Annotated in this window: 21 protein-coding genes; 20 read left to right on the top strand and 1 reads right to left on the bottom strand. The window is 73.2% G+C overall.

The genetic code is table 11. The annotated features are described in order from the left end of the window. Window positions 1-50 precede the first annotated feature (50 nt). From ACZ7PG_RS32050 to ACZ7PG_RS32035, 4 genes are read left to right on the top strand one after another with little or no spacing between them, the layout of a single operon-like run. Window positions 51-1,316 (top strand): MFS transporter, encoded by a 1,266-nt coding sequence (locus ACZ7PG_RS32050; protein WP_470242868.1) that lies wholly within the window; start codon window positions 51-53, stop codon window positions 1,314-1,316. Next, complete coding sequence (locus tag ACZ7PG_RS32045; protein WP_470242867.1) at window positions 1,313-2,251, top strand: phosphoglycerate dehydrogenase; 939 nt, start codon at window positions 1,313-1,315, stop codon at window positions 2,249-2,251. The genes ACZ7PG_RS32050 and ACZ7PG_RS32045 overlap by 4 nt, the downstream gene beginning before the upstream one ends. 5 nt (window positions 2,252-2,256) lie before the next feature. Next, complete coding sequence (locus ACZ7PG_RS32040; protein ID WP_470242866.1) at window positions 2,257-3,621, top strand: acyclic terpene utilization AtuA family protein; 1,365 nt, start codon at window positions 2,257-2,259, stop codon at window positions 3,619-3,621. Then, window positions 3,614-3,955 (top strand): DUF4387 domain-containing protein, encoded by a 342-nt coding sequence (locus tag ACZ7PG_RS32035; protein WP_470242865.1) that lies wholly within the window; start codon window positions 3,614-3,616, stop codon window positions 3,953-3,955. The genes ACZ7PG_RS32040 and ACZ7PG_RS32035 overlap by 8 nt, the downstream gene beginning before the upstream one ends. Here ACZ7PG_RS32035 and ACZ7PG_RS32030 read toward each other — a convergent pair. Next, on the bottom strand, window positions 3,945-4,562 hold the full coding sequence (locus tag ACZ7PG_RS32030) for a TetR family transcriptional regulator (protein WP_470242864.1): 618 nt from the start codon (window positions 4,560-4,562) through the stop codon (window positions 3,945-3,947). The two genes, ACZ7PG_RS32035 and ACZ7PG_RS32030, sit on opposite strands and share 11 nt — an antisense overlap. Window positions 4,563-4,678: 116 nt before the next feature. Between ACZ7PG_RS32030 and ACZ7PG_RS32025 the strand changes: the two genes are divergently transcribed. The 16 genes from ACZ7PG_RS32025 (at window position 4,679) to ACZ7PG_RS31950 (ending at window position 23,583) form a co-directional block, all read left to right on the top strand. Beyond that, window positions 4,679-6,232: an acyl-CoA synthetase gene (locus tag ACZ7PG_RS32025; RefSeq protein WP_470242863.1), complete on the top strand. Its 1,554-nt coding sequence runs from the start codon at window positions 4,679-4,681 to the stop codon at window positions 6,230-6,232. After that, entirely contained in the window at window positions 6,229-7,221 is a 993-nt protein-coding gene (locus ACZ7PG_RS32020) for an LLM class flavin-dependent oxidoreductase (RefSeq protein ID WP_470242862.1), read from the top strand. Before ACZ7PG_RS32025 ends, ACZ7PG_RS32020 begins: the two co-directional genes overlap by 4 nt. A gap of 11 nt (window positions 7,222-7,232) precedes the next feature. Beyond that, window positions 7,233-7,988 (top strand): SDR family NAD(P)-dependent oxidoreductase, encoded by a 756-nt coding sequence (locus ACZ7PG_RS32015; protein ID WP_470242861.1) that lies wholly within the window; start codon window positions 7,233-7,235, stop codon window positions 7,986-7,988. A gap of 225 nt (window positions 7,989-8,213) precedes the next feature. Beyond that, window positions 8,214-10,940: a helix-turn-helix transcriptional regulator gene (locus ACZ7PG_RS32010; protein ID WP_470242860.1), complete on the top strand. Its 2,727-nt coding sequence runs from the start codon at window positions 8,214-8,216 to the stop codon at window positions 10,938-10,940. 114 nt (window positions 10,941-11,054) lie between these two features. Beyond that, window positions 11,055-11,807 (top strand): hypothetical protein, encoded by a 753-nt coding sequence (locus ACZ7PG_RS32005; RefSeq protein ID WP_470242859.1) that lies wholly within the window; start codon window positions 11,055-11,057, stop codon window positions 11,805-11,807. 59 nt (window positions 11,808-11,866) lie between these two features. Then, complete coding sequence (locus ACZ7PG_RS32000; RefSeq protein WP_470242858.1) at window positions 11,867-13,063, top strand: hypothetical protein; 1,197 nt, start codon at window positions 11,867-11,869, stop codon at window positions 13,061-13,063. Window positions 13,064-13,076: 13 nt separating this feature from the next. Further along, window positions 13,077-13,538 carry a hypothetical protein gene (locus tag ACZ7PG_RS31995; protein WP_470242857.1) on the top strand — a complete coding sequence of 154 codons (462 nt, stop codon included), beginning with the start codon at window positions 13,077-13,079 and terminating at the stop codon, window positions 13,536-13,538. Window positions 13,539-13,549: 11 nt separating this feature from the next. Further along, entirely contained in the window at window positions 13,550-13,765 is a 216-nt protein-coding gene (locus tag ACZ7PG_RS31990) for a hypothetical protein (protein ID WP_470242856.1), read from the top strand. Continuing rightward, window positions 13,762-16,347, top strand: coding sequence for a hypothetical protein (locus ACZ7PG_RS31985; protein ID WP_470242855.1), 2,586 nt, complete (start codon window positions 13,762-13,764; stop codon window positions 16,345-16,347). Before ACZ7PG_RS31990 ends, ACZ7PG_RS31985 begins: the two co-directional genes overlap by 4 nt. Further along, window positions 16,344-18,077 carry a hypothetical protein gene (locus tag ACZ7PG_RS31980; RefSeq protein WP_470242854.1) on the top strand — a complete coding sequence of 578 codons (1,734 nt, stop codon included), beginning with the start codon at window positions 16,344-16,346 and terminating at the stop codon, window positions 18,075-18,077. The genes ACZ7PG_RS31985 and ACZ7PG_RS31980 overlap by 4 nt, the downstream gene beginning before the upstream one ends. Beyond that, complete coding sequence (locus ACZ7PG_RS31975; protein WP_470242853.1) at window positions 18,074-18,565, top strand: hypothetical protein; 492 nt, start codon at window positions 18,074-18,076, stop codon at window positions 18,563-18,565. The genes ACZ7PG_RS31980 and ACZ7PG_RS31975 overlap by 4 nt, the downstream gene beginning before the upstream one ends. A gap of 11 nt (window positions 18,566-18,576) precedes the next feature. Next, the gene (locus ACZ7PG_RS31970) at window positions 18,577-19,125 is read left to right on the top strand and encodes a hypothetical protein (protein ID WP_470242852.1); all 549 of its coding nucleotides are present in this window, start codon (window positions 18,577-18,579) and stop codon (window positions 19,123-19,125) included. Between the two features lie 28 nt (window positions 19,126-19,153). Beyond that, window positions 19,154-21,193 (top strand): hypothetical protein, encoded by a 2,040-nt coding sequence (locus ACZ7PG_RS31965; RefSeq protein WP_470242851.1) that lies wholly within the window; start codon window positions 19,154-19,156, stop codon window positions 21,191-21,193. Then, the gene (locus tag ACZ7PG_RS31960) at window positions 21,193-21,561 is read left to right on the top strand and encodes a hypothetical protein (protein WP_470242850.1); all 369 of its coding nucleotides are present in this window, start codon (window positions 21,193-21,195) and stop codon (window positions 21,559-21,561) included. Before ACZ7PG_RS31965 ends, ACZ7PG_RS31960 begins: the two co-directional genes overlap by 1 nt. A 10-nt stretch (window positions 21,562-21,571) precedes the next feature. Further along, window positions 21,572-22,117, top strand: coding sequence for a hypothetical protein (locus tag ACZ7PG_RS31955; RefSeq protein WP_470242849.1), 546 nt, complete (start codon window positions 21,572-21,574; stop codon window positions 22,115-22,117). After that, complete coding sequence (locus tag ACZ7PG_RS31950; protein WP_470242848.1) at window positions 22,114-23,583, top strand: hypothetical protein; 1,470 nt, start codon at window positions 22,114-22,116, stop codon at window positions 23,581-23,583. The genes ACZ7PG_RS31955 and ACZ7PG_RS31950 overlap by 4 nt, the downstream gene beginning before the upstream one ends.

Raw genomic sequence — 23,583 nt, 5'->3', positions numbered from 1 at the left:
TCGTTTGCAACTATTGACCATCTTGCTATAGCAAAAGTACGGTGGCCGCCATGACGTCGACCACCCCGCGCGTCCGGACGGGACGCATCACGTTCTTCGTGGCCCTGGCGGTCTTCGCGCAGGAGTCGACGTGGAACCTCTACGACTCACAGGTCCCGCCGCTGCTGCGCGAGCACCTCGGCAGCGCCGCGCTGATCGGCGCGCTGATGGGCATGGACAACCTGCTCGGCATCTTCATCCAGCCGTGGATGGGCAACCGCTCGGACGGCACCCGGACGTCGTGGGGCCGGCGCATCCCGTACCTCGTCGCCGGGATGCCGGTGGCAGCTCTGCTGTTCGTCCTCATCCCGCACGCCGCGGTGTCGCTGCCGCTGCTGATCCTCGTGATGTTCAGCTACGCGCTCGTCGCGAACTCGTTCAAGCCGATCGCCGAGTCGCTGCTGCCGGACTTCATCGGCCCGGAGCGGCGCAGCCGGGCCAACGCGGCGGTGAAGATCGCCTCCAGCATCACGGTGATCGTCGCCGCCCTGATCAGCATCTTCCTGATCGACGACTTCCCGAAGCTGTCCTTCGCGATCCCGGCGGTCCTGATGCTGGTGTCCGTCGGCGTGCTCGGCTGGCGGGTGCGCGACAGCGAGTCCCCGGCCTACCAGGCCGCGCTCGAAGAGGATCGCTCCGAACAGGACGCCCGGCCCCGCGTGCGGATGCGGGACGTGCTGCTCGACATCGGGCGCGACGCCGACCGCAGCCGGCTGCTGGTCATCGCGGCCGTCTTCGCCTTCGGCGGCGCGTGGTTCGCGTCGCGGTCGCTCGTCACCAACTACGGCATGGAGGCGCTGGGCATGTCCCGCGGGGACGCCGGCGGGCTCACCCTGCCCAGCGGGATCGCGTTCATCGCGGCCGCCTACCCGGTCGCCCTGTGCGCCGAACGCTTCGGACGGCTGCGCGTGATCCTGATCGGGATGACGGTGTTCGCCGCGGCGATGGTGCTCGGCACCCTGGTGCGGACGCCCGCCGGCACGGTCGTCGCGATGTGCGTGGCGGCCGCGGGCGCGTCGGCGTTCATGGTCAACATGGCGGTCGTCCTGTGGAACCTCGCGCCCTCGGCGCGGGTGCTCGGGACCTACACCGGCCTTTACACCGTCGGCTGGTCGGCCGGCGGGTTCGTCGGACCGGCACTGGTCGGCGGCATGGTCGACGTGACCGGGTGGCCGTTCATGCTCCTCGACGTCGGGCTCGTCACGGCGGTCGCGGTGCTCCTGGTGGCGCGCGTGGCGGTGCTGCAGCGCCGCCGCACCGACGGGCGGGTGCTGTGAGCCGCGTCCTGGTCACCACCGACTACCTGCGTCCCGGCGACGAAGTCGACGCGTACCTGCGCGGCGCCGGGCTGGAAACCGTGCACTCGCCGATGATCGGCAGGCGCGACCCCGAGCACCTCGTCGCCGCTCTCGACGGGATCGACGCGGCGCTGGTCGCCAACGAGCCCTTGACCGCCGACGTGCTGGCTCGCGCGCCGAAGCTGCGGGTCATCGTCCGGACCGGCGTCGGCTACGACTCCATCGACGTCGAAGCGGCGGCCCGCCAAGGGATCAGCGTCAGCAACCTGCCCGGGATCAACGCCAACGCCGTCGCCGAGTACACCTTCGGGCTGCTGCTCGCCGCCGCGCGGCGGCTCGTGCGGTCGGCGTCCGGGGTGGCGCGGGGGGAGTGGCCGCGCGAGGACGGGCGAGAGCTGCGCGGGTCGACGCTCGGGCTCATCGGGTACGGCGCTTCGGCGCGGGCGGTGGTGCCGCTGGCCCGCGCGTTCGGGATGGACGTCGTCTGCACCTCCGGCCTGCGCGGGCCGGACGTCCGGTTCGTCGAGCTGCCCGAGCTGCTGTCCACTTCGGACTACGTCTCGGTGCACACCGCGCTGACCGACCGGACGCGGGGACTGCTGGACGCCTCGGCGTTCAAGCTCATGAAGCCCACCGCGCTGCTCGTCAACACCGCCCGCGGCGCGATCGTCGACGAGGACGCGCTCGTCGAAGCCGTGCGCTCCGGCGAGATTTCGGGCGCTGCGCTCGACGTCGTGCGTGAGGAGCCGTTGCCCGCCGGCAGTCCGCTGCGCGGGGTCGACGGGATCGTCGTCTATTCGCACCTGGCCGGGCAGACCGCCGAAGCGCGCCGGGCCGCGGGCCTGCGCGGCGCCGAGGAGCTCGTGGCGGCCCTGGCCGGCCGGGCCCGATTCGTTGTCAACGGAGGGAAATGAGGGACATGGACACAGTGCGCGTGCTGGCCCCGAGCGGGATGCTCGGCGCCGGCTGGGACCACGCCACGGTCGAACGAGGTATCGCCCTGGGGGCCGACGTCATCAGTATCGACGGCGGGTCGACCGACTCCGGCCCGTACTACCTCGGCGCCGCGACGGCCAAGACGACCGCCAAGGCCGTGGCGCGCGACCTGCGCAGCCTGTTCACGGCCGCCGCGGGCGCCGGGATCCCGGTGATCGTGGGCTCGTGCGGCACGAGCGGCACCGACGCCGGCGTCGACTGGGTGGCCGGCATCGCCGCCGAGGTGCTGGCGGAAGAGGGCCTGGACCTGAAGGTCGCGAAGATCTACAGCGAGCAGGACGCCGCCGAGCTCAAGGAACACCTCGGCGCCGGCCGGGTGCATCCGTTGCCGCCCTTGGGAGAGCTCGACGCGGAGACCCTGGAGAGCTGCACGCACATCGTCGGCGCGATGGGGCACGAGCCGATCGTCGAGGCACTGCGCGCGGGAGCGCAGGTCGTGCTGGCCGGCCGCGCGACCGACACGGCGGTGGCGGCCGCGTTCCCGCTCATGCGGGGCATGCCGGCCGGGCCGACGTGGCACGCCGCCAAGATCGTCGAGTGCGGCGGCCAGTGCACCGACAACCCGCGCGCGGGCGGCGTCCTGGCGACCATCGACGCCGACGGCTTCACCATCGAGCCGCTCGACCCGAGTGCGGCGTGCACGCCGATCCTGGTGGCCGCGCACATGTTGTACGAGACGGCGGACCCGTTCGAGATGCGCGAACCCGACGGCACGCTCGACGTCCGCGAGGCGGTGTACACCGCCGTCGACGACCGGGTCGTCCGCGTCACCGGCTCACAGTTCCACGTCGCGGACCAGCACACGATCAAGCTGGAGGGCGCGCGGATCACCGGGTACGAAAGCATGTCGTTCTCCGCGATCCGCGACCCGCTGGTGCTGGCTGCCATCGACGAGTGGGCCGAACTGATGCGCGCGCTGATCACCCAGCGAGTCGGCCAGACGCTGGGCCTGACCGCCGATGAGTACGCGTTCGACCTGCGGCTGTACGGCCACAACGCGGTGCTGGGCGAGCTCGAGCCGGAGAGCGGGCCGCCGCGCGAGGTGGGCGTGATGCTGCTGGTCAACGCGCCCGACCAGGCGACGGCGACGGCGGTGGCGAAGGTGGCCAACCCGCTGATGCTGCACCTGCCGACGCCCTCGATGGACTACCTGCCGAGCTTCGCGTTCCCGTCGTCGCCGGCGGAGGTCGAGCGCGGCGCGGCGTACGAGTTCGTGCTGAACCACGTCGTCGACTGCGCGCCGTCGGAGCTGTTCCGGATCGAGTTCGAGGGGAAGACCCATGCCTGAAACCACACTGCCCGAACAGACACTGGCGGACCTGGCCCACGAGGTCCGGTCGAAGAACGCGGGCCCGTTCTGGGTGACGATGGAGCTGTTCCTGCGCGACGCCGACGGCTACCGGGTGGCGGCGGACGAGACGTTCCTGAACGAGCGCGTGATTGCGTCGCTGTACCGGGTCGACGAGGACACGATCCGGATCTTCCGGATCCCGTCGCTGAACGTCGTCAAGATTTCGTTCCCGCGCCCGGTGAGCCAGGGATCGCTGCGGGACCGCGACATGCACGCGGGGCAGCACCACGTGCCGCTGGCGGGGCTGGTGGTCCCGGCCGTCAGCCGATGAGGCGGGGGAACAGGTTCCGCACGCCGCGCCGCAGGTCGTCGAGCGCGTCCTCGGCCCCGACGATGTGCCGCTGCAACGCCTGCTGGAACAGGCCGTCGAACAAGGCGTACGCCTCCGGCGGTGTGCACGTCGGCTCGATCCCCGTCAGGTCCGCGTAGGCCCGGACGTTCCGCCAGATCATCTCCTGCAGGCTGTCGTCGATCTCGGCGACGTCGTCGCGGAACGCCGCCTCGAACAGGGACTGCGACCGCAGGTCGTACCAGAGCCGGTGCATCAGCGGGGCTTCTTCCAGCGCCGCCGCCAGCCCGTCCGCGCACGCTTCGGCCAGCGCGGACGGGGTGGCCGCCCCGCCCACTCCGCCTTCGTAGCGCTTCACGCACGCTTCCTTGTAGCGGCGCACGCAGTACGTGATCAGCTCGACCTTGTCGGCGAAGTAGTAGTGCAGCAGCCCGTGCGAAAACTTGGTGTGCTCGGCGATCGTGCGCAGGCTCGTGCGGGCGTAGCCGAGGTCGGCCAACGCCAGCAAAGCCGCGTCGGCGAGTTCGCGACGGCGGTCCTCGAACTTGTCGACGCGGGTCCGGCGCCGCACCGCGGCTGGGCTGGTCACCGGCCGAAGATACCATCGAGCGGTTCTCTGGCCAATCGTCCAAGAAAATCTTGACATTCGTCCAAACGGCGGCCAAGGTCGTGTCCAGCGACCGACGGAGCTCGGGAGGGACGACGATGTCTCTGTACTTCTACCTGGAAAAAGGCGCCTCTCTCGACCCGGACGCGCCCTGCCTGACCCTCGACGGGATTTCGGTGTCGTACGGCCAAGTGGTCGATCTCGCCGGGGCCGTCGCCCGCGCTCTGCGGCACTCCGGCGTGCGGCCGGGGGACAAGGTCGGCATCCTCTCGGCCAACGACCCTACGGCGTTCACCTGTGTCTTCGGCATCGCCCGCGCAGGTGCCGTGTGGTGCCCGATCAACCCCCGCAACGCCGCCGGTGAGAACGCCGAACTGCTCGACCTCTTCGACTGCGCCACGCTGATCTTCCAGCCCGGCTTCGAGGACCTCGTCCGTCAGATCGCGCCGAAGCTGCCCAAGCTGACCACGCTCGTCCGCCTCGGGGACGGCGATGACTTCGCGCCCGGCTTCCCGGAATGGCTCGATGCGGCCCGCGACGATCCCGCCGTCGAAGCCGCGCAACCCGAAGACGTGGTCGCCCTGGTCGGCACGGGGGGCACCACCGGACGGCCCAAGGGCGTCATGCTCACCGGCCGCAACCTCGAGGCGATGTCGGCGATCACGCTGATGAGCTACCCCTTCGACGGGCGCCCGGTCTACCTGGCCCTGGCCCCGCTGACCCACGCCGCCGGTGTCCTCTGCTTCCCGATCCTCGCCCGCGGCGGGGAGGTCGTGATCATGGCCAAGCCCGACGTCGGCCGGTTCCTGGAGCTGATCGAACGCCACCGCGTCACCCACACGTTCCTGCCGCCGACGCTGATCTACATGGTGCTCGGCCACGAAGCCCTCGACCGCACGGATCTTTCGTCGCTGCAGTGCTTCTGGTACGGCGCGGCCCCGATGTCGACGGCCCGGCTCACCGAGGCCCTCGCGAAGATCGGCCCGATGGCCCAGCTGTTCGGCCAGTCCGAAGCCCCGATGATGATCTCGACGATGTCGCCCGCGGACCACCGCAGACCCGACGGCACCGTCCACACGGGACGGCTGGCGTCGGCCGGGAGACCCTCGCCGCTGGTCACCGTCGCGATCCTCGACGAGGACGGGCGGCCCGTCCCGCAAGGGGAACGCGGCGAGATCTGCGTGCGCGGCTCGCTCGTGATGGCCGGCTACTACCGCAACCCCGAGGCGACGGCCGAGGCGTCCGCCCACGGCTGGCACCACACCGGCGACATCGGGTTCCTCGACGGCGAGGGCTTCCTCCACATCGTCGACCGCGCCAAGGACATGGTCATCACCGGCGGCTTCAACGTCTACTCCGCCGAGGTCGAACAGGCGGTGATGGCCCACGACGCCGTCCGCGACTGCGCCGTGATCGGGCTGCCCGACGACAAGTGGGGCGAGCGCGTCACCGCCGTCGTCCAGCTCCAGCCCGGCCGGGAGCTCGACACCGGCGAGCTGATCGCGTTCGTCAAGGACCGCATCGGCAGCGTCAAGGCGCCGAAGCAGATCGAGATCTGGCCGGAGCTGCCGCGCTCCACCGTCGGCAAAGTGCTGAAAGCCGACATCCGCTCCACCTTCACTCAGAACAGCAAGGAGGCTGTCCGACCATGAAACTCGCGCTTTACCTGCCGAACTTCCGGGACAAGGTGACCGTCCGGGAGCTCGAAGACCTCACCGCGCTCGCCGAAGACCTCGACTTCGACTCCGTCTGGACGCTCGACCGGATCATCGTGCCGGAGGCCTCGGACCGAGGGGAAATGCAGTACCCCTTCGGGATGCTGGACGAAATGGGCAAGCAGCTCCCGGTGAGCTCACGGGGCGAGTTCCTCCAGGGCATGCCGCTGCTTCCCTGGCTCGCCGCGAAGACCTCGAAGGTCCGGATCGGCATGAGCATCATCGACACGCCGTACCGTTCCCCCGGCGTCCTCGCCGCGGAGCTGGCCACCATCGACCACCTCTCGGGCGGCAGGCTCAACGTCGCCGTCGGTTCCGGCTGGATGCCGGAGGAGTTCGCCGCCGCCAGCGCCGCGCACATCTTTCCCAAGCGGCACAAGCACGTGCGCGAAACCCTGGAGATCATGCAGGGCATCTGGACCAACGAGGTCTTCGAGTACCACGGCGAGTTCGCCGACTTCGAGCCGGCCGGGTTCGGGGCGAAACCGGTGCAGAAGCCGCACCCGCCGATCTTCTTCAGCGGCCTGAAGGACCCGAAGCGCTCCGCCGCGCGCATCGCGAAGTACGGGCTGTCGGGCTGGATCGGCATCCAGGACTCGCCCGAGGACATCGGGCGGTGGCGCACCGAGATCCAGCGCGAGCTGGACGAGCTCGACACCAAGCGGTCGGTCGACGACCTCGAGATCTCCAGCATGATCTGGTTCGTCCTCACCGACCAGGACATGGACCAGACCCCCAGGGGCAAGGGCACCAACCTGCTCGTCGGGTCGGAGCGGCAGATCACCGACCAGCTCAAGCGGTACCGGGAAGCCGGGCTCACCATGCCGTTCCTGTGGCCGCCGTTCCAGGACGTCCCGGTGGCGAAGACGCTCGACGACATGAAGCGCGTGAAGGAAGAAATCCTGCCCAAGATCGAAGCGATGTGAGAGGAACCAGCATGTCCGAACTCGAGGGAAAGCGCGTCTTCGTCACCGGGTCCGGCGCCGGTATCGGCAAGGCGATCGCCGCGCTGTTCACCGAACGCGGCGCGAAGGTCGTGGTCAGCGACATGAACGCCGACGCCGCGAAGCAGGCGGCCGAGGAGATCGGCGCGGCCGGCGTCGCCAACTGCGACGTCACCGACGAGGCTCAGGTCCAGGCCGCCATCCAGCAGGCGGTCGACCTGCTCGGCGGGCTCGACGTCCTGGTCAACAACGCCGGCATCGAGGTCTCGTCGCCGCTGCTGCAGCAGTCCACGGAGAGCTTCGACAAGATCTTCGCGGTCAACGTGCGCGGCACGTTCGTGACGATGAAGGCGGCGACCCCGCACCTGGTGGAGTCCAAGGGCAACATCGTCAACATCGCCTCGATCGCCGGCGTCGGCGGCAGCCCGCTGCTCGGCTCCTACTGCGCGACGAAGGCGGCGGTCATCCAGCTGACTCGCGTCGCAGCCGTCGAGATGCGCCCGGCCGGCATCCGCGTCAACGCGGTCTGCCCGGGCTTCGCCGACACCGCCATGGTCGAGCGCCTGGTCCCCGACTTCGAGGCGGCGACCCAGGTCCCGTTCAAGGACCTCGTCGCGGCGAAGCAGGGCCGGCTCGGCACGCCGCAGGACATCGCCGAGGTGGCGGCGTTCCTGGCCTCCGACCGGGCGACGTGGATCACCGGCAGCCACTACGTCCTCGACGGGGGGCTGACCGCCTCCCTCGTGTGACGCCGGCGGCCGGTGGGTCCGCGCGACCCACCGGCCCGCCTCACCCTCGGTGCCCTCCGAGTCGCGCTCTGACGTGCGGGAACGACGTATCGGCGGACTGTCGACGAACTGTCGACGGGCCGTGCAAGCGTCGCCGCAGCGTCCGGGGGACGACCAGGGTGGGACCTGCTCCCGGGACGGACCGCGTGGCCGACCGCCACGCGCCGGTCGACCTGGGGGAGTGCCGTGGGGACAACGGATACCGCCGTTTCGCTGGATCGAAGACCGGCCGGGGCGGAGCCGCGCGCGCCGTTCGTCGGCCGGCGGTGGGAGAGCGGGCTGCTCGGGCGGCCGGTGGAGCACGGGTCGGCCCGGGTCGTCGTCGGCGAGCCGGGGATCGGGAAGACCGCGCTGCTGCGGCACCTGGCCGACCGGGCGCCGCACCGGGTGGTGTGGGTGCGCGGGAGCCGGGCCGAGACCACCCTCGCCTACGCCGCCACGGCGCAGCTGCTCGACGGTCTCACCCCGTACTTCGCGAAGGTGCCGCCCGCGCGGCGGCGGGCGCTGGAGATCGCGCTCGCGCTCGACGACGGACCGGCGCCCGGCGCGCTCGCCGTGTGCGCCGGCGCGCTCGGTGTCCTGGCCGCCGCGGCGGACCGCGAACCGGTGCTGGTCCTCGTGGACGATCTGCAATGGGTTGACCGAGAGTCCCGGCGGCTGCTGGCCTACCTCGGCCGCCGGCTCGGCCGCGAGCGGGTGGCGCTCGTCATGGCGCTGCGCGACGAACCCGGCGCGACCGCCGAACCGCCGGACCTGCCCACCGTGCGGCTGACCGGGTTCGACCGCGCCGACGGCCGCCGCCTGGCCCGGACCCGCGGGTTCCTCGTCCCGGACCACGAGGTCGACGCGCTCGTCGACGCGACCGGCGGCAACCCGCTGGCCGTCGTGGAAACCCTGGGCCGGCTGGCCACGAAGACCGATCGGCCCACCGACCTCACGCTCGAAGTGGGGGCTTCGGTGCTGCCCGCGTGGCGCGGTGTCCTCACCCGCCTGCCGGACGCGACCCGCCGGGCGCTGGCCGTGCTGGCCGTCGCCGGGCCGGCGGAACCGGCGACCGTCGAAGCGGCGCTGGCCGAGCTCGGGCTGTCGCCGCACGACGTGCTGCCCGGCGAACGGCTCGGGCTCGTGACCGGCGGCGGGTCGCCGCGGCTGCGGCACCCCCTGCTCGGCCCGGTGCTGCTGGCGGACCTGACGGCGTCGGCCCGGAAAGCCGTCTACGACGCCCTGACCACGCACTCGCGGCGGGACCAGCAGGCCTGGTACCAGTCGTTCGCGGTGACCGGACCGGCGGACGAGCTGGCCGCCCGGCTGGCCGGACTGGCCAGGGGGACCGCCGACCCGGCCGCCGCGGCCCGGTTCCTGCGCCGCGCGGCCGACCTGACCGCCGACCCGCGCCGGCGCGCGATGCGCCTGCTCACGGCGGCCGCCGGGGCGCTGCGGGCCGGGCAGGGCGAGCAGGCGGTGTCGTGGTGCCGCGAGGCCACGGCCCTGCGCGACGACCCGGTGTTCCTCGCGGCGGCCGCCGGCCACGGCGCGCGGGGGCTGGCGCTCGCCGGGCAGCACCGGCAGGCCTTCGACGAGCTGGCCGGGGCGGCGTCCTGGCTCGCCCGGCGGGATCCGGTGCGGGCGGCGGAACTGCTGTGCCAGGCGACCGTGCCCGCCATGGTGCTGGGGGAGCCGCGCCTGGCCTGCGTGGCGGTCACCGAGGCGGAGTCGCTGGCCGGTGTCCCGTTGCCGCCGTCCGCGCGACCGGCCGCCGCGGCCGCCCGCGTGATGCACGGCCTGCCGGGCGGCGAGGTCCCGCCGCCCGAACGGACCGCCGACCCGGCGGCGCCGGTGTGGCTGGCGCTGGCGGAGCTGTGGACGGATCGGCCGGACCCGGCCCGGACGGCGATCAACGCCGCGCTCTGCCGGCTGCGCCGCGGCCGGGCACCGGCGCTGCTGGCCGTCGCACTGGCCGTGCGCAGCGACATCGGCTTCCGCACCGGCGGCTGGGCCTCCGCCCAGGCGGACGCCGTCGAGTCGATCGCCGTGGCGGAGCGGACCCCGCCGAACGGGGTGGTCGCGTTCGGACTGCTGGCACTGGCCCGCGTGGAGGCCGCGCGGGGGAACCAGGAGCGGTGTGTGGAACTCCTGGCCCGCAGCCGCAAGGAGGCCGGCCCCTTCGGCGTCGACCTGCGGCTGCTGCTGGAGCCGGCGGTGCGGGGGCTCGCCGCGTTGACCGCGGGCGAACCGGGGGCGGCCGTCGAGCCGCTGGAGTCCGCGTGGGCGCACGCCGAGGCCGGCGGGGTGGGCAACCCGGCCGTCGTGCCGTTCGCGGCCGATCTCGCCGAGGCGCACCTCCGGTGCGGGAATCCCGGACGGGCCGGGGAAGTCGTGGCCTGGCTGGAAGAACGGGCGGCGGGCGCGGGACTGCGGGGGCAGCTGTCGGCCGCGTGGCGGTGCCGGGGCCTGCTGGCCGGCGACGTCGCCACGGCCACGGCCGCGTTCGCGAAGGCCCGCGACGCGGGCGACGTCCGGACGGCCCCCTTCGAGTACGCCAGAACCCTGCTGTGCGAGGGAGAAGTGCTCCGCAGACTGCGCCGACCCGCGGCCGCCCGCCCGGCGCTGCGGCTCGCGGTGGACGTGTTCGAGGGCTTGGGCGCGGGTGCCTGGGCCGCCCGCGCGGCCGCCGAGCTGTCCGCCGCCGGCGACCACCCGGGCGCGAAACCCGGTCCGCTCGCGACGGACGTGCTGACCCCGCAGCAGCTGCGCATCGCCAGTCTCGTGGCGGCGGGCCACAACAACGCCGAAACGGCCGAAATGCTGTTCCTGTCCCGGAAAACGGTGGAAGCGCACCTCACGCAGATCTACCGCAAGCTCGTGGTCCACTCCCGCACGCAGCTCGTGAACGCCCTGAACGCGCGGGGGTGACCACGGTGGGCTCCCGGGCGAGCGCGCGCCGCAGTCGAGGGAGTCACCCGATGCCGCCGCGGGTCCCCGCCCGGCAGAGTCCGGGTGACACCGAGGAAAACCGGGGGTGAGGACATGGACGTCGCCAGTGAAACCCTGCTCCGGCTCGCCGATCCGGCGGCGCGGGCGGCGGTCCTGACCGCCGACGCGCTGCTCGCGATCGGGGCGGTGGCCTACGAGCTCGACCCGGACCTGGTGACCGAACCGGTGACGGCGACCTTCGACCGGTTCGACCTCGCGGTGCCGCTCGGCTCCCGGGTGTCGGCGCTGGCCCAGTTCCGGCGCACCGGGGAGCCGGTGCCGTGGGAGGTCACCGCGTCCTGGGAGACCGGGCTGGTACCGCCCGCCGCGGCCGACGCGGTGTGGACCGGCGCCGTCGTGGTGCGCACCGCGATCCTCAACGACACCATCGTGGACGTCACCGCCCGGCAGTCCGGTGTGGACGATCCGGTCGCGCTCGACGCCACCCTGGCGATGAGCCCGCCGGGGGCGGACCCGGACCCGGCGCCGGTCGCGTTGCCCGTGCTCGTGGCGTTCGTCGTCGCGGACGCGGCCACGAGCCCCCGTGACCTCTTGCGGGCGACGACGGCGGCCCGGCTCGGCGCGGCCCGGTACGCCGCCGGCGCCGTTCCGGCCGGGGCGCCCGCCCGCCGGTTCGACCGCCTCGTCTGCTGGGTGGTGCCCGGCACGACCTTCGACGACCCGGGCTGGCCGGGCGCACAGAGCGACTCGACGCCGGAGCAGCGTCGCGCGGACCGGGTGCGGGCCGCGCGGGGCTGGCTCGCCAGCCAGGGCGTCGCCGTCATCACGACCGCGGAGCCCACATGACGACCAAGTCCCGCGCCAAACGCGCATCGACCACGTCAGAACCACGTACGGAGATCGGTATGGCCACCCTCGTACAACCGGCTTTTCCCTTTGTCGACGTCATCATCGACACCAGCGCGCTGGTGCCGGCGGCCCAGCGCTCGCCCGGCGTCGTCGCGGTCGTCGGCAACGCCGACGGCGTCACCGCGCCCGTGTCGACGCCGCTGGTCGTCACCGGCCACGCCGACGTGATCGGCCTGTTCGGCAAGGCCGGCGCGGCGACGCCGCTGAGCCGCAGCCTCGACCTGGTCCTCGCGCAGGACCCGCGGCCGAGCAAGGTCTACGGCGTCCGCACGCCGGCGGCCGGGAGCTACGCGGCCGCGCTGACCGGCCTGGAGGCCGCGGACGACGTCACGTTCGTCTGCCTGGCCGGCGAGACGACGGTCGGCGCGCCGACCAACGGCACGACCCCGGCGACCGGGCTGCGTGCCCTGGCGGAACACGTGGAAACCATGTCGGCGGCGGGCAACCGGCGGCTGGCGGTCGCGATGATCGACCCCGCCATCGGGCGGACCGCGACCTATGTGGACACCGTGCTGGCGGCGAACTCCTACGGCGCGCTGAAGAGCGCGACCGGCCGGATGGTCCTCGTCGCCGCGCGGGGCGCGACCACCGACGAGGCGGCGAACCCGAACCCGGTCGCCGACGCGGCCGCGGCCGTCATGGGGGCGATCGCCGGCCTGGCCCCGGCCGCGAGCGTCGTGCTCAAGCAGGTCCGCGGCTTCACCGTGCCGATCACCCAGCAGTACGTCCCGGCGGAGATCACCGGGCTGGCCGGCCAGGGCGTGATCCCGCTGATCGACCCGGCGCTGGTGCCCGGCACCGGGCTGTTCATGGGCGACGGCGGCACGTTCTCCGCCGACCCCGCGCGCAACTACGTCGACATCTGCCGGGTGCTCGACGACATCGAGTTCCGGCTGCGGGCCGGGCTGATCGGCACGGTCGGCGACGCGCGCATCACCAAGGCCGGCCTCACGTCGGTGCGGGTGCGGGTGGAGGGGATCCTCGGCCCGCTGCAGCTGGGCGCGGTGATCGACGACTTCTCGGTCACGATCCCGCTGCTGGCGATCCTCGCGCTGCCGGAAAGCGCCCGCACCGCCGCCGAACAGGCGCAGGTGGTCACCGCTCGGCAGACCCGGCAGGTGTCCGTCCTCATCAGCATCACGTACGGGCCCGCGGTGCACCGGCTCAACGTGACTCTCGCCCCCCAGTTCTGACCAGGAGCCCAGAATGTCGAGTCCCGAAGCCAACTGGAACACCCGCCTCGCCGTGCACTACACGGACGACAAGGGCGTGGACCACGAGATCTCGCCGATCCAGTCGTTCACCCCGACGTTCGCCACCACGGCCGAGCCGCTGCACAGCATCGAACGCACGCACGTCGGCGTCGTGACCCAGCCCTACTCGCTGACGTTTTCCCTGACGGTCAACGCGATCGGCCCGGCCACCGCGCAGCTGACCGCGCTGGCGCTGAACGGGACCGAGTTCAGCATCTCGGTGCAGGAGCGCAGCGGGGACGACTGGTCGTTCTCCACGATCGTGCTCAGCCGGTGCGTCGTCACGAGCGCGTCGCCGACCGCGGCCACCGTGATGGGCGCCCCGCAGGCGACGTTCTCCGGCTTCTCCATGCACGTCGACGCCACCGACTCCGGCGGCGTCAAGACCTCCGGCCCGTTGCAGGCCTCGCTCTGAGGGGATCTCCCGTGTCCGACGACCTCGATCTCGGCGCCGGCGGTCTGTTCCCGGCCGGCGACGGCTGGTGGGACGCGCTGGGCGCCCGCGCTTCGGCGCGGCCCGACGGGCTGGTCCTCGAGTTCCCGGTCGAGGTCGAGGTCCGGCTGGTCTCGCCGGAGCGGCCGGACCGGCTCGCCGACACCACCATCCACCGGCTGACCGCGGCTTTGGAAGGACTGGCATGACGACCGTGCGCATCCCGGTCCGGGTCCGGCTCGACGTCGATCCGGCGCGGCCGCTCGAGCACCTGGCCGACCTCGTGCGCGACGCGACGGACCGAGCCGCCTGCCGCGCGGCCGACCGGGCCCGGCGCGTGCCGGTCCTGCGCGACGCGGCTTGGGACCCCGGCCCGCCCAAGACGACGGTCGGCTTCACCGGCGACCCGCTGCCGCAGGGGCTGGCCGCCGACCTGGCCGCCGCCACGCAGGCCGGCCTCCAGACCGCGACCGCGCGGCTGAAGGCTCCGCCGGCCGGTAGCTCGGCCCCGCCGGTGCCGGCGGCGCGCACGAAGCTGCAGCTCCGGGACTTCGCCGAGGAGGCCGACGTCTGGAACGCGGTCACGGCCTCGTACAACGGCGCGCCGCCGAGCGAGGTGCTCGTCATCGCGCGCTTGGACGGGAAACCGCGGCAGTGGGTCGTGACCTTCACCGGGCCGCCCGTGGTGCGGGCCAGCGGACCCTTCAACGCGTTCACGAAGGACGGAAGCGGGGAGCGCCCGGCCGGCGCCCTCGTCGCCGACGGGCTGCGGTTCTGGCGCCGGTTCACCACCGCGGCGCAATGGCACGCGGCACTGGCCGACCTGATCCTGGAGGACCTCGCGGGACTGCGGCAGTCCGTGCCCGAACGCGAGCTGACCGACCGGGCGAAGGCCGCGGCGAAGAAGTACCCGTTCCCCGGAAGCGGCGCGTGGTACGAGTTCCTCGCCGGGGCGACGCGCGTCGGCTGGTACCAGGGGCCGTCCGGGATCACCACCGGCACGCTGGCGGTGGCGGTGCTCACCGAAGAGGCCGGGCGCGCGGAGTACGGCAAGGACTGCCCGCCGCTGGACGTCACCTCGGCCGACGAGGCGACCCTCGGCGAGCCGTACCTCGGCGAGCCCGACCTGGCCGGGTGGCCGGCCGACCGCGCGTACTTCGCCAAGCTGATCGGCGAGATCGCCGCCCGGCTGGCGATGCCGGAGGGCGCCGGCTACGTCGGCTCGTTCGTCCTCGTCGCCACGCAGGAGATCGGCAGGCAAAGCCAGTCCCTCGGAGTCGTCGGCGGCGGCACCCGGGGCCGCCAGGCGGAACTGCGCCGGCTGGCCGAGATCGCGGTGCTCACCACCAACCTCGCCGCGGCCTACGTCGACGCGGTGTACTCCGGCGACCGCTCGCGGTCCCTGCCGTGCCCCTTGGCCGGCCACAGTGGACAGTGGGCGGCGCACTTCCACCAGCTGTTCTTCCGCGTGCGGCGGGACGTCGTGGGGCAGCTGTTCGTGTCGGCCTGCCAGGACGTCCTGCTGGAGCAGCTCGAGAAGAGCCTGGCCGAGCTGGACCGGCGGCTGGACCGCACGAACTTCCCCGAGTACATGCGCTTCACCCGCGCGCTGCTGGTGATCGTCCTGTCCCGCAGTGTCGAGCTCGAGGACCTGCGCCGCCGGATCGGTGCCGCGAAGGCGCGGGCCCGGAACCCCGCCCTGTCCTGGCGCGCACCGAACCTGGTCCAGGCCGGGTGGCGGGAGACGAGCACGGTGGTGTTCTCCGACGGCAAGTACTGGGCCAAAGACGCCCAAAGCCACTGGTGGAACGAAGAACAGCTGGCGTTCGCGATCGGCAGCGCCCGCGACGAGGCGTTCCTCGTCGACCCGTTCCTCGAGAAGATCAAGGACCTCTCGGACGTCGTGAGCAGGCTCAAGGACGCGCAACGCCGCGACGACGAGCGCAGCGAGCAGTCCGGCGACGCCGTCACCGAAGCGGTGGACGCCGAGTTCTCGGCCGTCCTCAAGGACGTCCGGCGCGAGAACCTCGAGCGGACGGCGCGGGTGCGCCGGGACCGCTCGATCGCCCTCGGCCTGGCGAGCTTCGCCGAGGACCGCACGGACGAGATCGGCGCCCGGCTGACCGGTATCCACCGGCGGGCCGACGAGCGCCTCCGGCCGATGTTCGCGCACCAGGCGGTGTACGTCGACGCGCTCCACGAGCTCGCGGCCGCCGAGCTGGGCAAGGCCGAGCTGCTGGAGTTCTTCAACGTCTTCGGCATCACGCTCCTCGCGGTGTTCTTCCCGCCGGCGGCGTTCCTGATCCCCGCCGGCCAGGCGATCGGTGCGCTGGCGACCGCCTACGAGCACCGCGGGATCCAGCGGGCGCTGCTCGGCGGCGACGAGTTCATCACCAGGGCCCAGGCGGAGGCCGAGCTGTGGGCGGCCTGGATCGGTGCCGCGTTCGCGTTCCTCCCGCTGGTGAAACCGATCGCCCGCGGCGTCTCCGGCGTCGCGCGGTTGGCGCTGCCGGGCACCGAGCGGCGGGCCGCGGCCATCGCCGCGATCCGGCTCGCCAGGAGCGAGGTGGCGCACATCTTCGCCCTCGCGACCGCCGAAGACCTGCTGGCCGCCTTCCTGCGGGAGGCGGTCAAGGGATACGTCCTGAACCTCGTGCTGTCCGCCGCCATCGACCGGTTCATCACCGCGGTCGTGCGCGAGGACCCGCACGGCGAGGTGTCCCGCGAGCACCTGCGCGCGGTGATGACCGAGGCGGCCCGCGCCGCCGGGGCCGGGCGAGGCACGCCGTGACGGGGCGGAGCCCGGTCCACACCGCGCTGAGCGAGCACCCGAGCCTGCGGGCGGGACTCGCGGAGGTCCGGCGCCGGACCACGCTGCCGGAAAGCCGGGTGCGCGAGCTCTGGGACGAGTCGGTGGGCACGTCGCTGGACGTCCTCGGCCTCGGGTACGTCCAGGACTTCGAGGCGGCGATGGCGAGCGTGCGGCAGCTGCGCGAGCGGGTGCACGAAATCTACGAACGGGTCTTCCGGCGGGAGCTGACCGAGGCGGACCTGGGGGAGCTGCGTGACCTCGAAACGGCGCTGGCCGACGACCTCCAGGCGCTCGCGGACCCGCAGCGCTGGGCCCGCGACCGGCCGAACCTGCCGGACAAGCGGCTCGCACCGGACGCCACGCCGGCGTCGCCCGTGGATGCCGCCCGTCAGCGGGACGCCCGGGTGCGCGCGTTGCCCGCGGAACGCCGCGTCGCGGTCGAACGGGCCCGGCAGCTGGCTCCCGACCGGCTGGAAGCCGCGCTGCGCGACGAACCCCGGGCCGAGGCGGCGCTGCGGCGTGCGCTGACGGAGAAGGGGATGGACGACGCGTCGCTCGGCCACCTCGCCGACGCCCTCGACGAGATCCGGAATCCGGGACTGGACTACGCGTTCGGCGCCGGCCGGGACCCGATCGGGACGGCGCGGGTGCACGCCGCGTACCGCGAACTGCCTGCCCCGCACCGGGACGCGGTGAACCAGGCCAACGTCCTCGACCCGGACTTCCTGCGGCTCGCGGTGCTCCGCGAGAGCGACGCGGAGTTCACCCGGCTCGTGGACCGGTTCTGCGCGGAGCACGGCGTCACCGGCCAGCGGCGGACCGACCTCGAAGCCGCGCTGCGCGAGCTGAACGACGTGCACCGGGAAGCCCTGCACGAAGTCCGGCCCGGCGAGACCGGCAGCGCCCAGGCCCGGACGCGCGCGCAGGTCCTCGACCGCGCGGCGACCGAGATCGGGCTGCCGACCCAGGACGAGATCACCCGGCGGCTGGGCCGCAGCTCGGCCATCGTCGAGCTGGCCGCGCGCAGTCCGGGACACCTGGCCGAGTTCGCCGAGAAGTGGCTGCGGTACGCCGTGGAGAAGCGGCAGGAGGGCAAGCCCGTCGCCACCCTGGAACGGTACGTGCGCGCGCTGTCCCGGTCGCACGTGCGCGGCCTGCTCGGCGAGCTCACCGCCGCCTTCCAGCTCGCCGACGACGCCTGGGTGGTCAAGGTGCCCGACCTGGGCGTGACGGTGGGCGGGACCGACTTCGTCGTGGTCGACATGCGCACCGGGGAAGTGTGGTTCGGCGACAACAAAGCACTGTCGGCCCACGGGCTCGGTGAGGTCAGCAGCCTCATCCGCAACATCGCCGCCAACATGGAGGCCGACGTCGCCGAGTTCGGCACGTGGCTCAACCGCGAGGACACTCCACCGCCGCCGAAGCTGGCCGAAGCGCTCCAGCGCGCGGCGGAGGCGTCGGCCGAGGTGAGCGCGTACGTCGCACGGATGACGCGGGAACAGATCGAGAGCGACCCCGTGCAGCGCCGGATCGGCAAGATCCTCGCCCGCAAAGGCGTCGGGCGCAGCGTCACCAACGCCGGCGGCGCGCTGTCCTGGCTGACCGGCGCGGCGCGCAAGTTCCTCGCCTTCGACAACCTCGACGAGCCCGGCCCCTACCCGCCCGAGCGGCGCATCGAGCTGCCCGCACCCGAAGGGAGTGCCCCGTGAGCGGCTACGAACCCGGCCTGCACACGCCGAGCGCCATCCTGTCCGACGGGATCGTGCCGGTTCCGCTCTGGGCGGTCACCCAGCTGTCGATCGCCTCGACCTACTTCGTGCCGCAGATCGGCGGCAGCCGGCGCCGGATCGCCGTCGTCACCCACGACGACACGCTGTCCTTCAGCGCCGTGCTGCTCGGCCCGTCCCGGTTCGCCTGGAAGGTGGCGCTGGAGAACCTGGCCGAGTCCAGCCGGCAGGGCACCGCGCTGTCCCGGCTGACCAAGAACGCGGTCGGCGGGCTGGTGCTGATCACCGCGGCCACGATCCGCACCGATCTCGCCGTCCAGTCGCTCACCTTCACCCAGGCCGCCGGGCGGCGCGAGGCGATCGACGTGTCCATGCAGCTGCTCCACCTGCCCCGGCCGGGCAGCCTCGCCAAGCTGCTCGAGGTCGCCTCGGTCGGGGTCGGCGCCCTGACCGACGCGCTGCCGATCTGAGGAGGGCGACGATGACCTTTCCCGTACTGCCCGGGCTGATCAGCCGGCCGCCCTTCGACGTCCCGTCCCTGCCGGGCCCCGACGTGCCGTCGAGCGGACCCGCGGCGCCCCGGGTGCTCAAGCAGGAGCTCACCTCCGGCCTGCCGGTCCGGGTGGACCTCGACGGCGCGCGCGGTCTCGTGCTCGCCGTCCCGCTCGGTGTCGCCAGGAGCGTCCTGGCGGCCGACCCCCAGGCCGTCGTCTTCGACACGCGGACGGCGGGCGACCCGGCGGCCGCCCGCGATCCCGGCACCGCGTGGCCGCGGCTGACCCTGCTGTCCGGCGGGGTGATCGGCGAGACGGTCCCGGTGGTGGCCGGGGTGCCGCTCGCGCTGCGGCTCGGCGCCGTCGCGGTCGTCGAGATCACCGTCGACCTGCTGGTCGTCACGATCGGCACGCTGCGCAGCCCCGGGCAGTTCGACAGCCGGATCGCGCTGCGCTGGCGGGATCTCGGCCCGGCGCCCGACACCGGCCCGCCCCGCCCGGTGGGCGACCCCGGCATTCCCATCCTGAACGCCTGAACACCCGAGACCCCGAAGGAGGTCACCGATGACCCTCAGCACCCCGATCGCGACCGCGGAAGGCCCCGACGTCACGCCGGGCACGGTGCCCGCCTGGGCGGTCGTGTTCTTCGAAGAGGAGTCCGGGAAGCCGCTGGCCACGATCGGCAGCGAAACCTACGCCGGCTCGGTCTCGGCCGCGCTGCCCGCCGACCTCACCGGCGGCTCGTACGAGGTCGTGTTCGAGGGCATGACGGACGCGGACTACCAGCAGATCCACGTCGGCGAGAAGCAGCACCTGGCGGCGTCGCTTTACTTGTGGTGGAAGGATTCGCCGACCGGGGTGGCCGGCGACCTGGCCCGCTTCACGGGGCTCGACCACCCGCTCGGGGCGATCACCCCCGACCCGCCGCCGCTGAGCCTGGTCGCCGTCATCCGCGTCGACCGGCTGTGGCGCCGCCCGGGTCCCCGCCGCTTCGAAGTGGTGGCCGGCGGGCGCGAGCTGGTGACGGCCCGGCTGTCCGGCACCGACGTCGACCCCGTTCCGCAGCCCGGCCTGCAGGAGGCGGTGGGCGCGATCGCCGAGACGGCCGGGGTGCGGCTGGTCCGGTACTACGGCCTCGCCGACTTCCAGCCGCCGCCGACGGTGCTCGCCCCGGTGGAGATCCCCGTCCGGCACGGCACCTGCCTGCAGGCGCTGACCGGGGTGCTCGACGACCAGGCCCGCAAGCTGTTGCGGCTCTACGGCCAGCCGCTCGCCCTGATCCGCAACGGCGTCCTGCACGTCGGGGTGTGGGCGAGCGCCGCCGGACCGCAGCTTCCGGTGGTCCGTCACCTCGACGACGACAGCGGCCTGCTCTCGATCGAGCGGGGTTCCCCGCGGGCGCGGGAGCAGGCGGCGGGCGACCGGCCGGACGCGCCGCAGTCCCGGCTGACGGTGTCGGTGACCACGCTCGGGCGGCCGGACCTGAAGCCGGGCGACACGCTCGTCGTCGAGCTGCCGCCGGAAGACTTCCCGCAGGTCGAGCCGCCGAGCGTCGGCGCGACCCTGCTCGGCTCGCTGAACACGCGGCCCTTCGGCGATCTCGCCCCCGACCCGACGCCGGTGCGGTGCCGGATCACCGAGGTCACCCACCGGATCTCCCGCGAGGAAGGCTTCGTCACGGTCGCGAAGGCGTTCGTGCTGGCCGGCGGGGACGACGGGTGGGACCTCGGCGGCCGCACCCCGGCGCCGGAAGTCCGCGCGGCGCCGCCGATCGGCGAGCCGGCCGCGGACCCGGCGCACACCTTCGCCGTCAGCCTCCGCAGCGCGACGGCCAACCTCACCGCCGGCGTCGCCCAGCGGGCCCGCTCCCACGTCGGTCTCGTCCACGACCACGTGGCCGCCGGCGCCACGGACACCCGGCACACCAGCGACTTCTGGGTCTCCCGCGATCCGGGTGACGGCTCGGGGAGTACCGCGCAGCGGGCCGCGACCTCGCGGGACGTGCCGGCCGAGGCGCACCGGGTGCCGTACGCGACCCCGTTCGCGTGGGGCAACTTCGGCCTGGTGCTGCCGCGCTACCCGGCCACCCGGGTACTGCTGGTCGACGGCGCGGGCGGGCCGGGGGAGTACGTGGACGTCGGCGCCGTCTGGGCGGTGAACGCCGGTCCGGCGGCCGAGGCGGGCGACTACTGGCTGGCCTTGCCGGCGAACGTCGTGGCGGCCGAACACCTGCCGCGCGACGGCACGGCACCGTCCGAAGTGGACCAAAAGCCGCCGGACGGCCCCGCGACCCACGACCTGATCGACGGCAAGGGCACCCGGGTCATCGAGACGGCGCGGTTCGTCCTGCGGGTCGTCGACGAGCCCGCGAACCTGACGAACGTCCCGGCGCGGCCGGACCCGGACTCGGGCGGCCCGGCCGGCAGCGTGCTGATCGAGACCAAGCCCGGTTCGGGCCCGTCGGCGCGGATCCTGCTGCAGGCCGACGGAAGCGTGTCGGTCACCGGCTCGTCGATCACGTTCGACGCGGGCGACGGGCAGATCAACCTCAAGGCCAAGGACGTCAAGGTCGCGCTCAGCGGCGGAACGATGGACGTGAGCTGATGGCCTTCCCTGTCACGATCGCCGGCGCGTTCACCTGTGCGCACCAGGGCGTCCGCCCGCTGACCAGCACCGACGCGAAGCTCACGGTCGAGGGCAAGGCCGTGCTGTTCTTCGCCGAAGCCGCACCCGCCGCACCCGTCCCCTACGCCGGGTGCCTCTTTCCCTCGGGCGGCCCGCCCTCGCCGTGCAAGACGACGTCGGCCCCCGAACCCAACAAGGGGTTCTCGAAGTCGCTGACCGTCGGCGGCGCGCACGTGCTGCTCGACGCGCTGCAGGCGACCACCGAGAACCCACCGGCCGCCCCGCCGCCGGACCCGGCGAAGACCGTCACGGTCGCCGCAGGCCAGACCAAGCTCACCGCTTCGTGAAGGAACGACCATGACCGCTGCCCTCCCGTCGCCCCCGCCGGGCGACGACTCCGCCGTCCGGCGCCGCCAGCTGCTCGGGTTCGGCCCGCGCGCCGACCTGGCCGGCCCGGCGGACACCGCCCGCGACCTGGTGCTGCGCGCCACGGCGACCGGCGTCAACCTCGACCTGGTCGAGGGCGTGGACGCGCTCTGCCAGGACCTCGCGATCGGGCTGACCACGTTGCGTGGCAGCGACCCGTTCAACGTGCGGTTCGGCTTCCTCGGGCTGACGCCGCTGGTGCGCCAGACCTCGCCGATGCTCGCCAGGGAAGGCCTGCGCGCCGCGGTGATCGAGATGGTGGCCGCCGACCCCCGGGTGCGCCGCGTGGTCGACCTGACCACGCCGGCGCCGACCGAAGGCCGGGCTTCGCGGTCCTTCGACATCACCGTCTCGTTCGAAGCGATCACCGGCGACCCGGCGACGCTGGCCACCGGCGGCCTCGCCACCGGTGCCGAGTGGGGCGCCATCGACACCCCGGGCGTCGTGGCGTCCGGCACCACAGGGAGAACGCCATGAGCTCCGACAGCAGCATCGACCTGACCGACGTCCTGGCCGTCGACGACTCCGTCACGAGGTCCACCGGCAGCGGCACCTTCGGCGTGACCGACGCGGGGTTCCTGCCCAAGCCGTTCACCCGGCTGCTGGCCGAGAAGATCGCGCTCGCGCAGCAGCTGATCGACCCGGCCATCGACCTCTCGAGCGGCAGCGTCCTGCGCAAGCTGCTGGAGGTCACCGCCCTCGAGGACGCGCGGACCTGGGCGGCGCTGGCCGCGGAGTACGACGACAGCTTCGTCGGCACCGCACGCGGTCGCGCCCTTTCCGAGCTCGGCGGGGAGCTCGGCATCCCCCGGCCGTTCCTCACCTCGACCGGGTCCGTCACGCTGACCTTGGCGCAGGCACTGCCCTCGGGGGTGCCGAAACTGGTGCTGCCGCGCGGTTCGCGGCTGTCCACGCCGGGCGGGCACCGCGTCGCGCTCGCCGCCGCGGTCGAGTTCACCCCCGGCGTGACGTCGGCGTCCGTGCCGGTGACGAGCTTCGACCCGGGGCCGGTCGGCAACCTCGACCCCGCCGTCACCGACGCCGGCGGCGTCCACCCGCAGCGCATCGACCGGTGGGAGATCGCCGACACCAAGCTCGCCGCGATGTTCGCGGCCGACGTGGCGGCCGGCTTCCCCGACCGGGCGTCGCTGACCGGCCAGGGCCTGGTCCGGGTCCAGCACACGCAGGCGCTCACCGGGGGCAACGCGCAGTTCGGCGACGACCGCTACCGCGCGCTGCTGCTCAACGCGCCGAGGTCGGTGTGGACGGCGGACTCCATCGCGGCCACCGTGGCGCTGGTGCCCGGCGTGCGGCAGGTCGCGGTGCGGGACGGGTGGGGCGGGCTCGACCTGTCCCAGTCGATCTTCGGCCAGTTCAACTTCTTCGAGCGGCTGTTCGCCGCGGACCGGGACATGTCTTCGCCGTTCTTCATCACGGTCCTGGTCGCGCCGACCGAGGCCGCGGTCTGGGACGGCGCGTCCGGCCTGCGCGCGGCGGTGCAGCAGGCGATCCGGGACGTCCGCCCGGTCGGGATCTTCCCCGACGTCGTGCGCGCGGAGCAGGTGTTCTTCACGATCCAGGCCGACGTGGTGACCTCGGGCCTGGCCCTGCCGTCCGGCTCCGTCGCCGGCCGCAACCTCAGCCCCGGCGCGCTCGCGCTCAAGCAGCGGCTGGCGGCCCGGCTGCGCGGCGTCGCCGACGGGCTCGGGCTCTCGGAACCGGTGCGGGCCGCCGCGCTGTCCGCGGCGATGATGGCGGAACCCGGCGTCGTCGACGTCACCAGCCTGTTCCTCGTCCGCTTCCCGTTCCCGGTCGACACCGTCGGGTCCGGCGGCGAGTCCGACACCGAGCCGGACGTGCTCGCGCTCGACGAGAACCTGACGCTCGGCGCCGACGAGATCGCGGTCTTCGTCGAGTCACCCGAACGACTGACGGTGCGGTGA

This window comes from Amycolatopsis sp. NPDC114504 (genome assembly GCF_055633595.1).
Note: the sequence above shows the minus strand (reverse complement) of the source record. Positions and strands in the feature narration are given on the sequence as shown.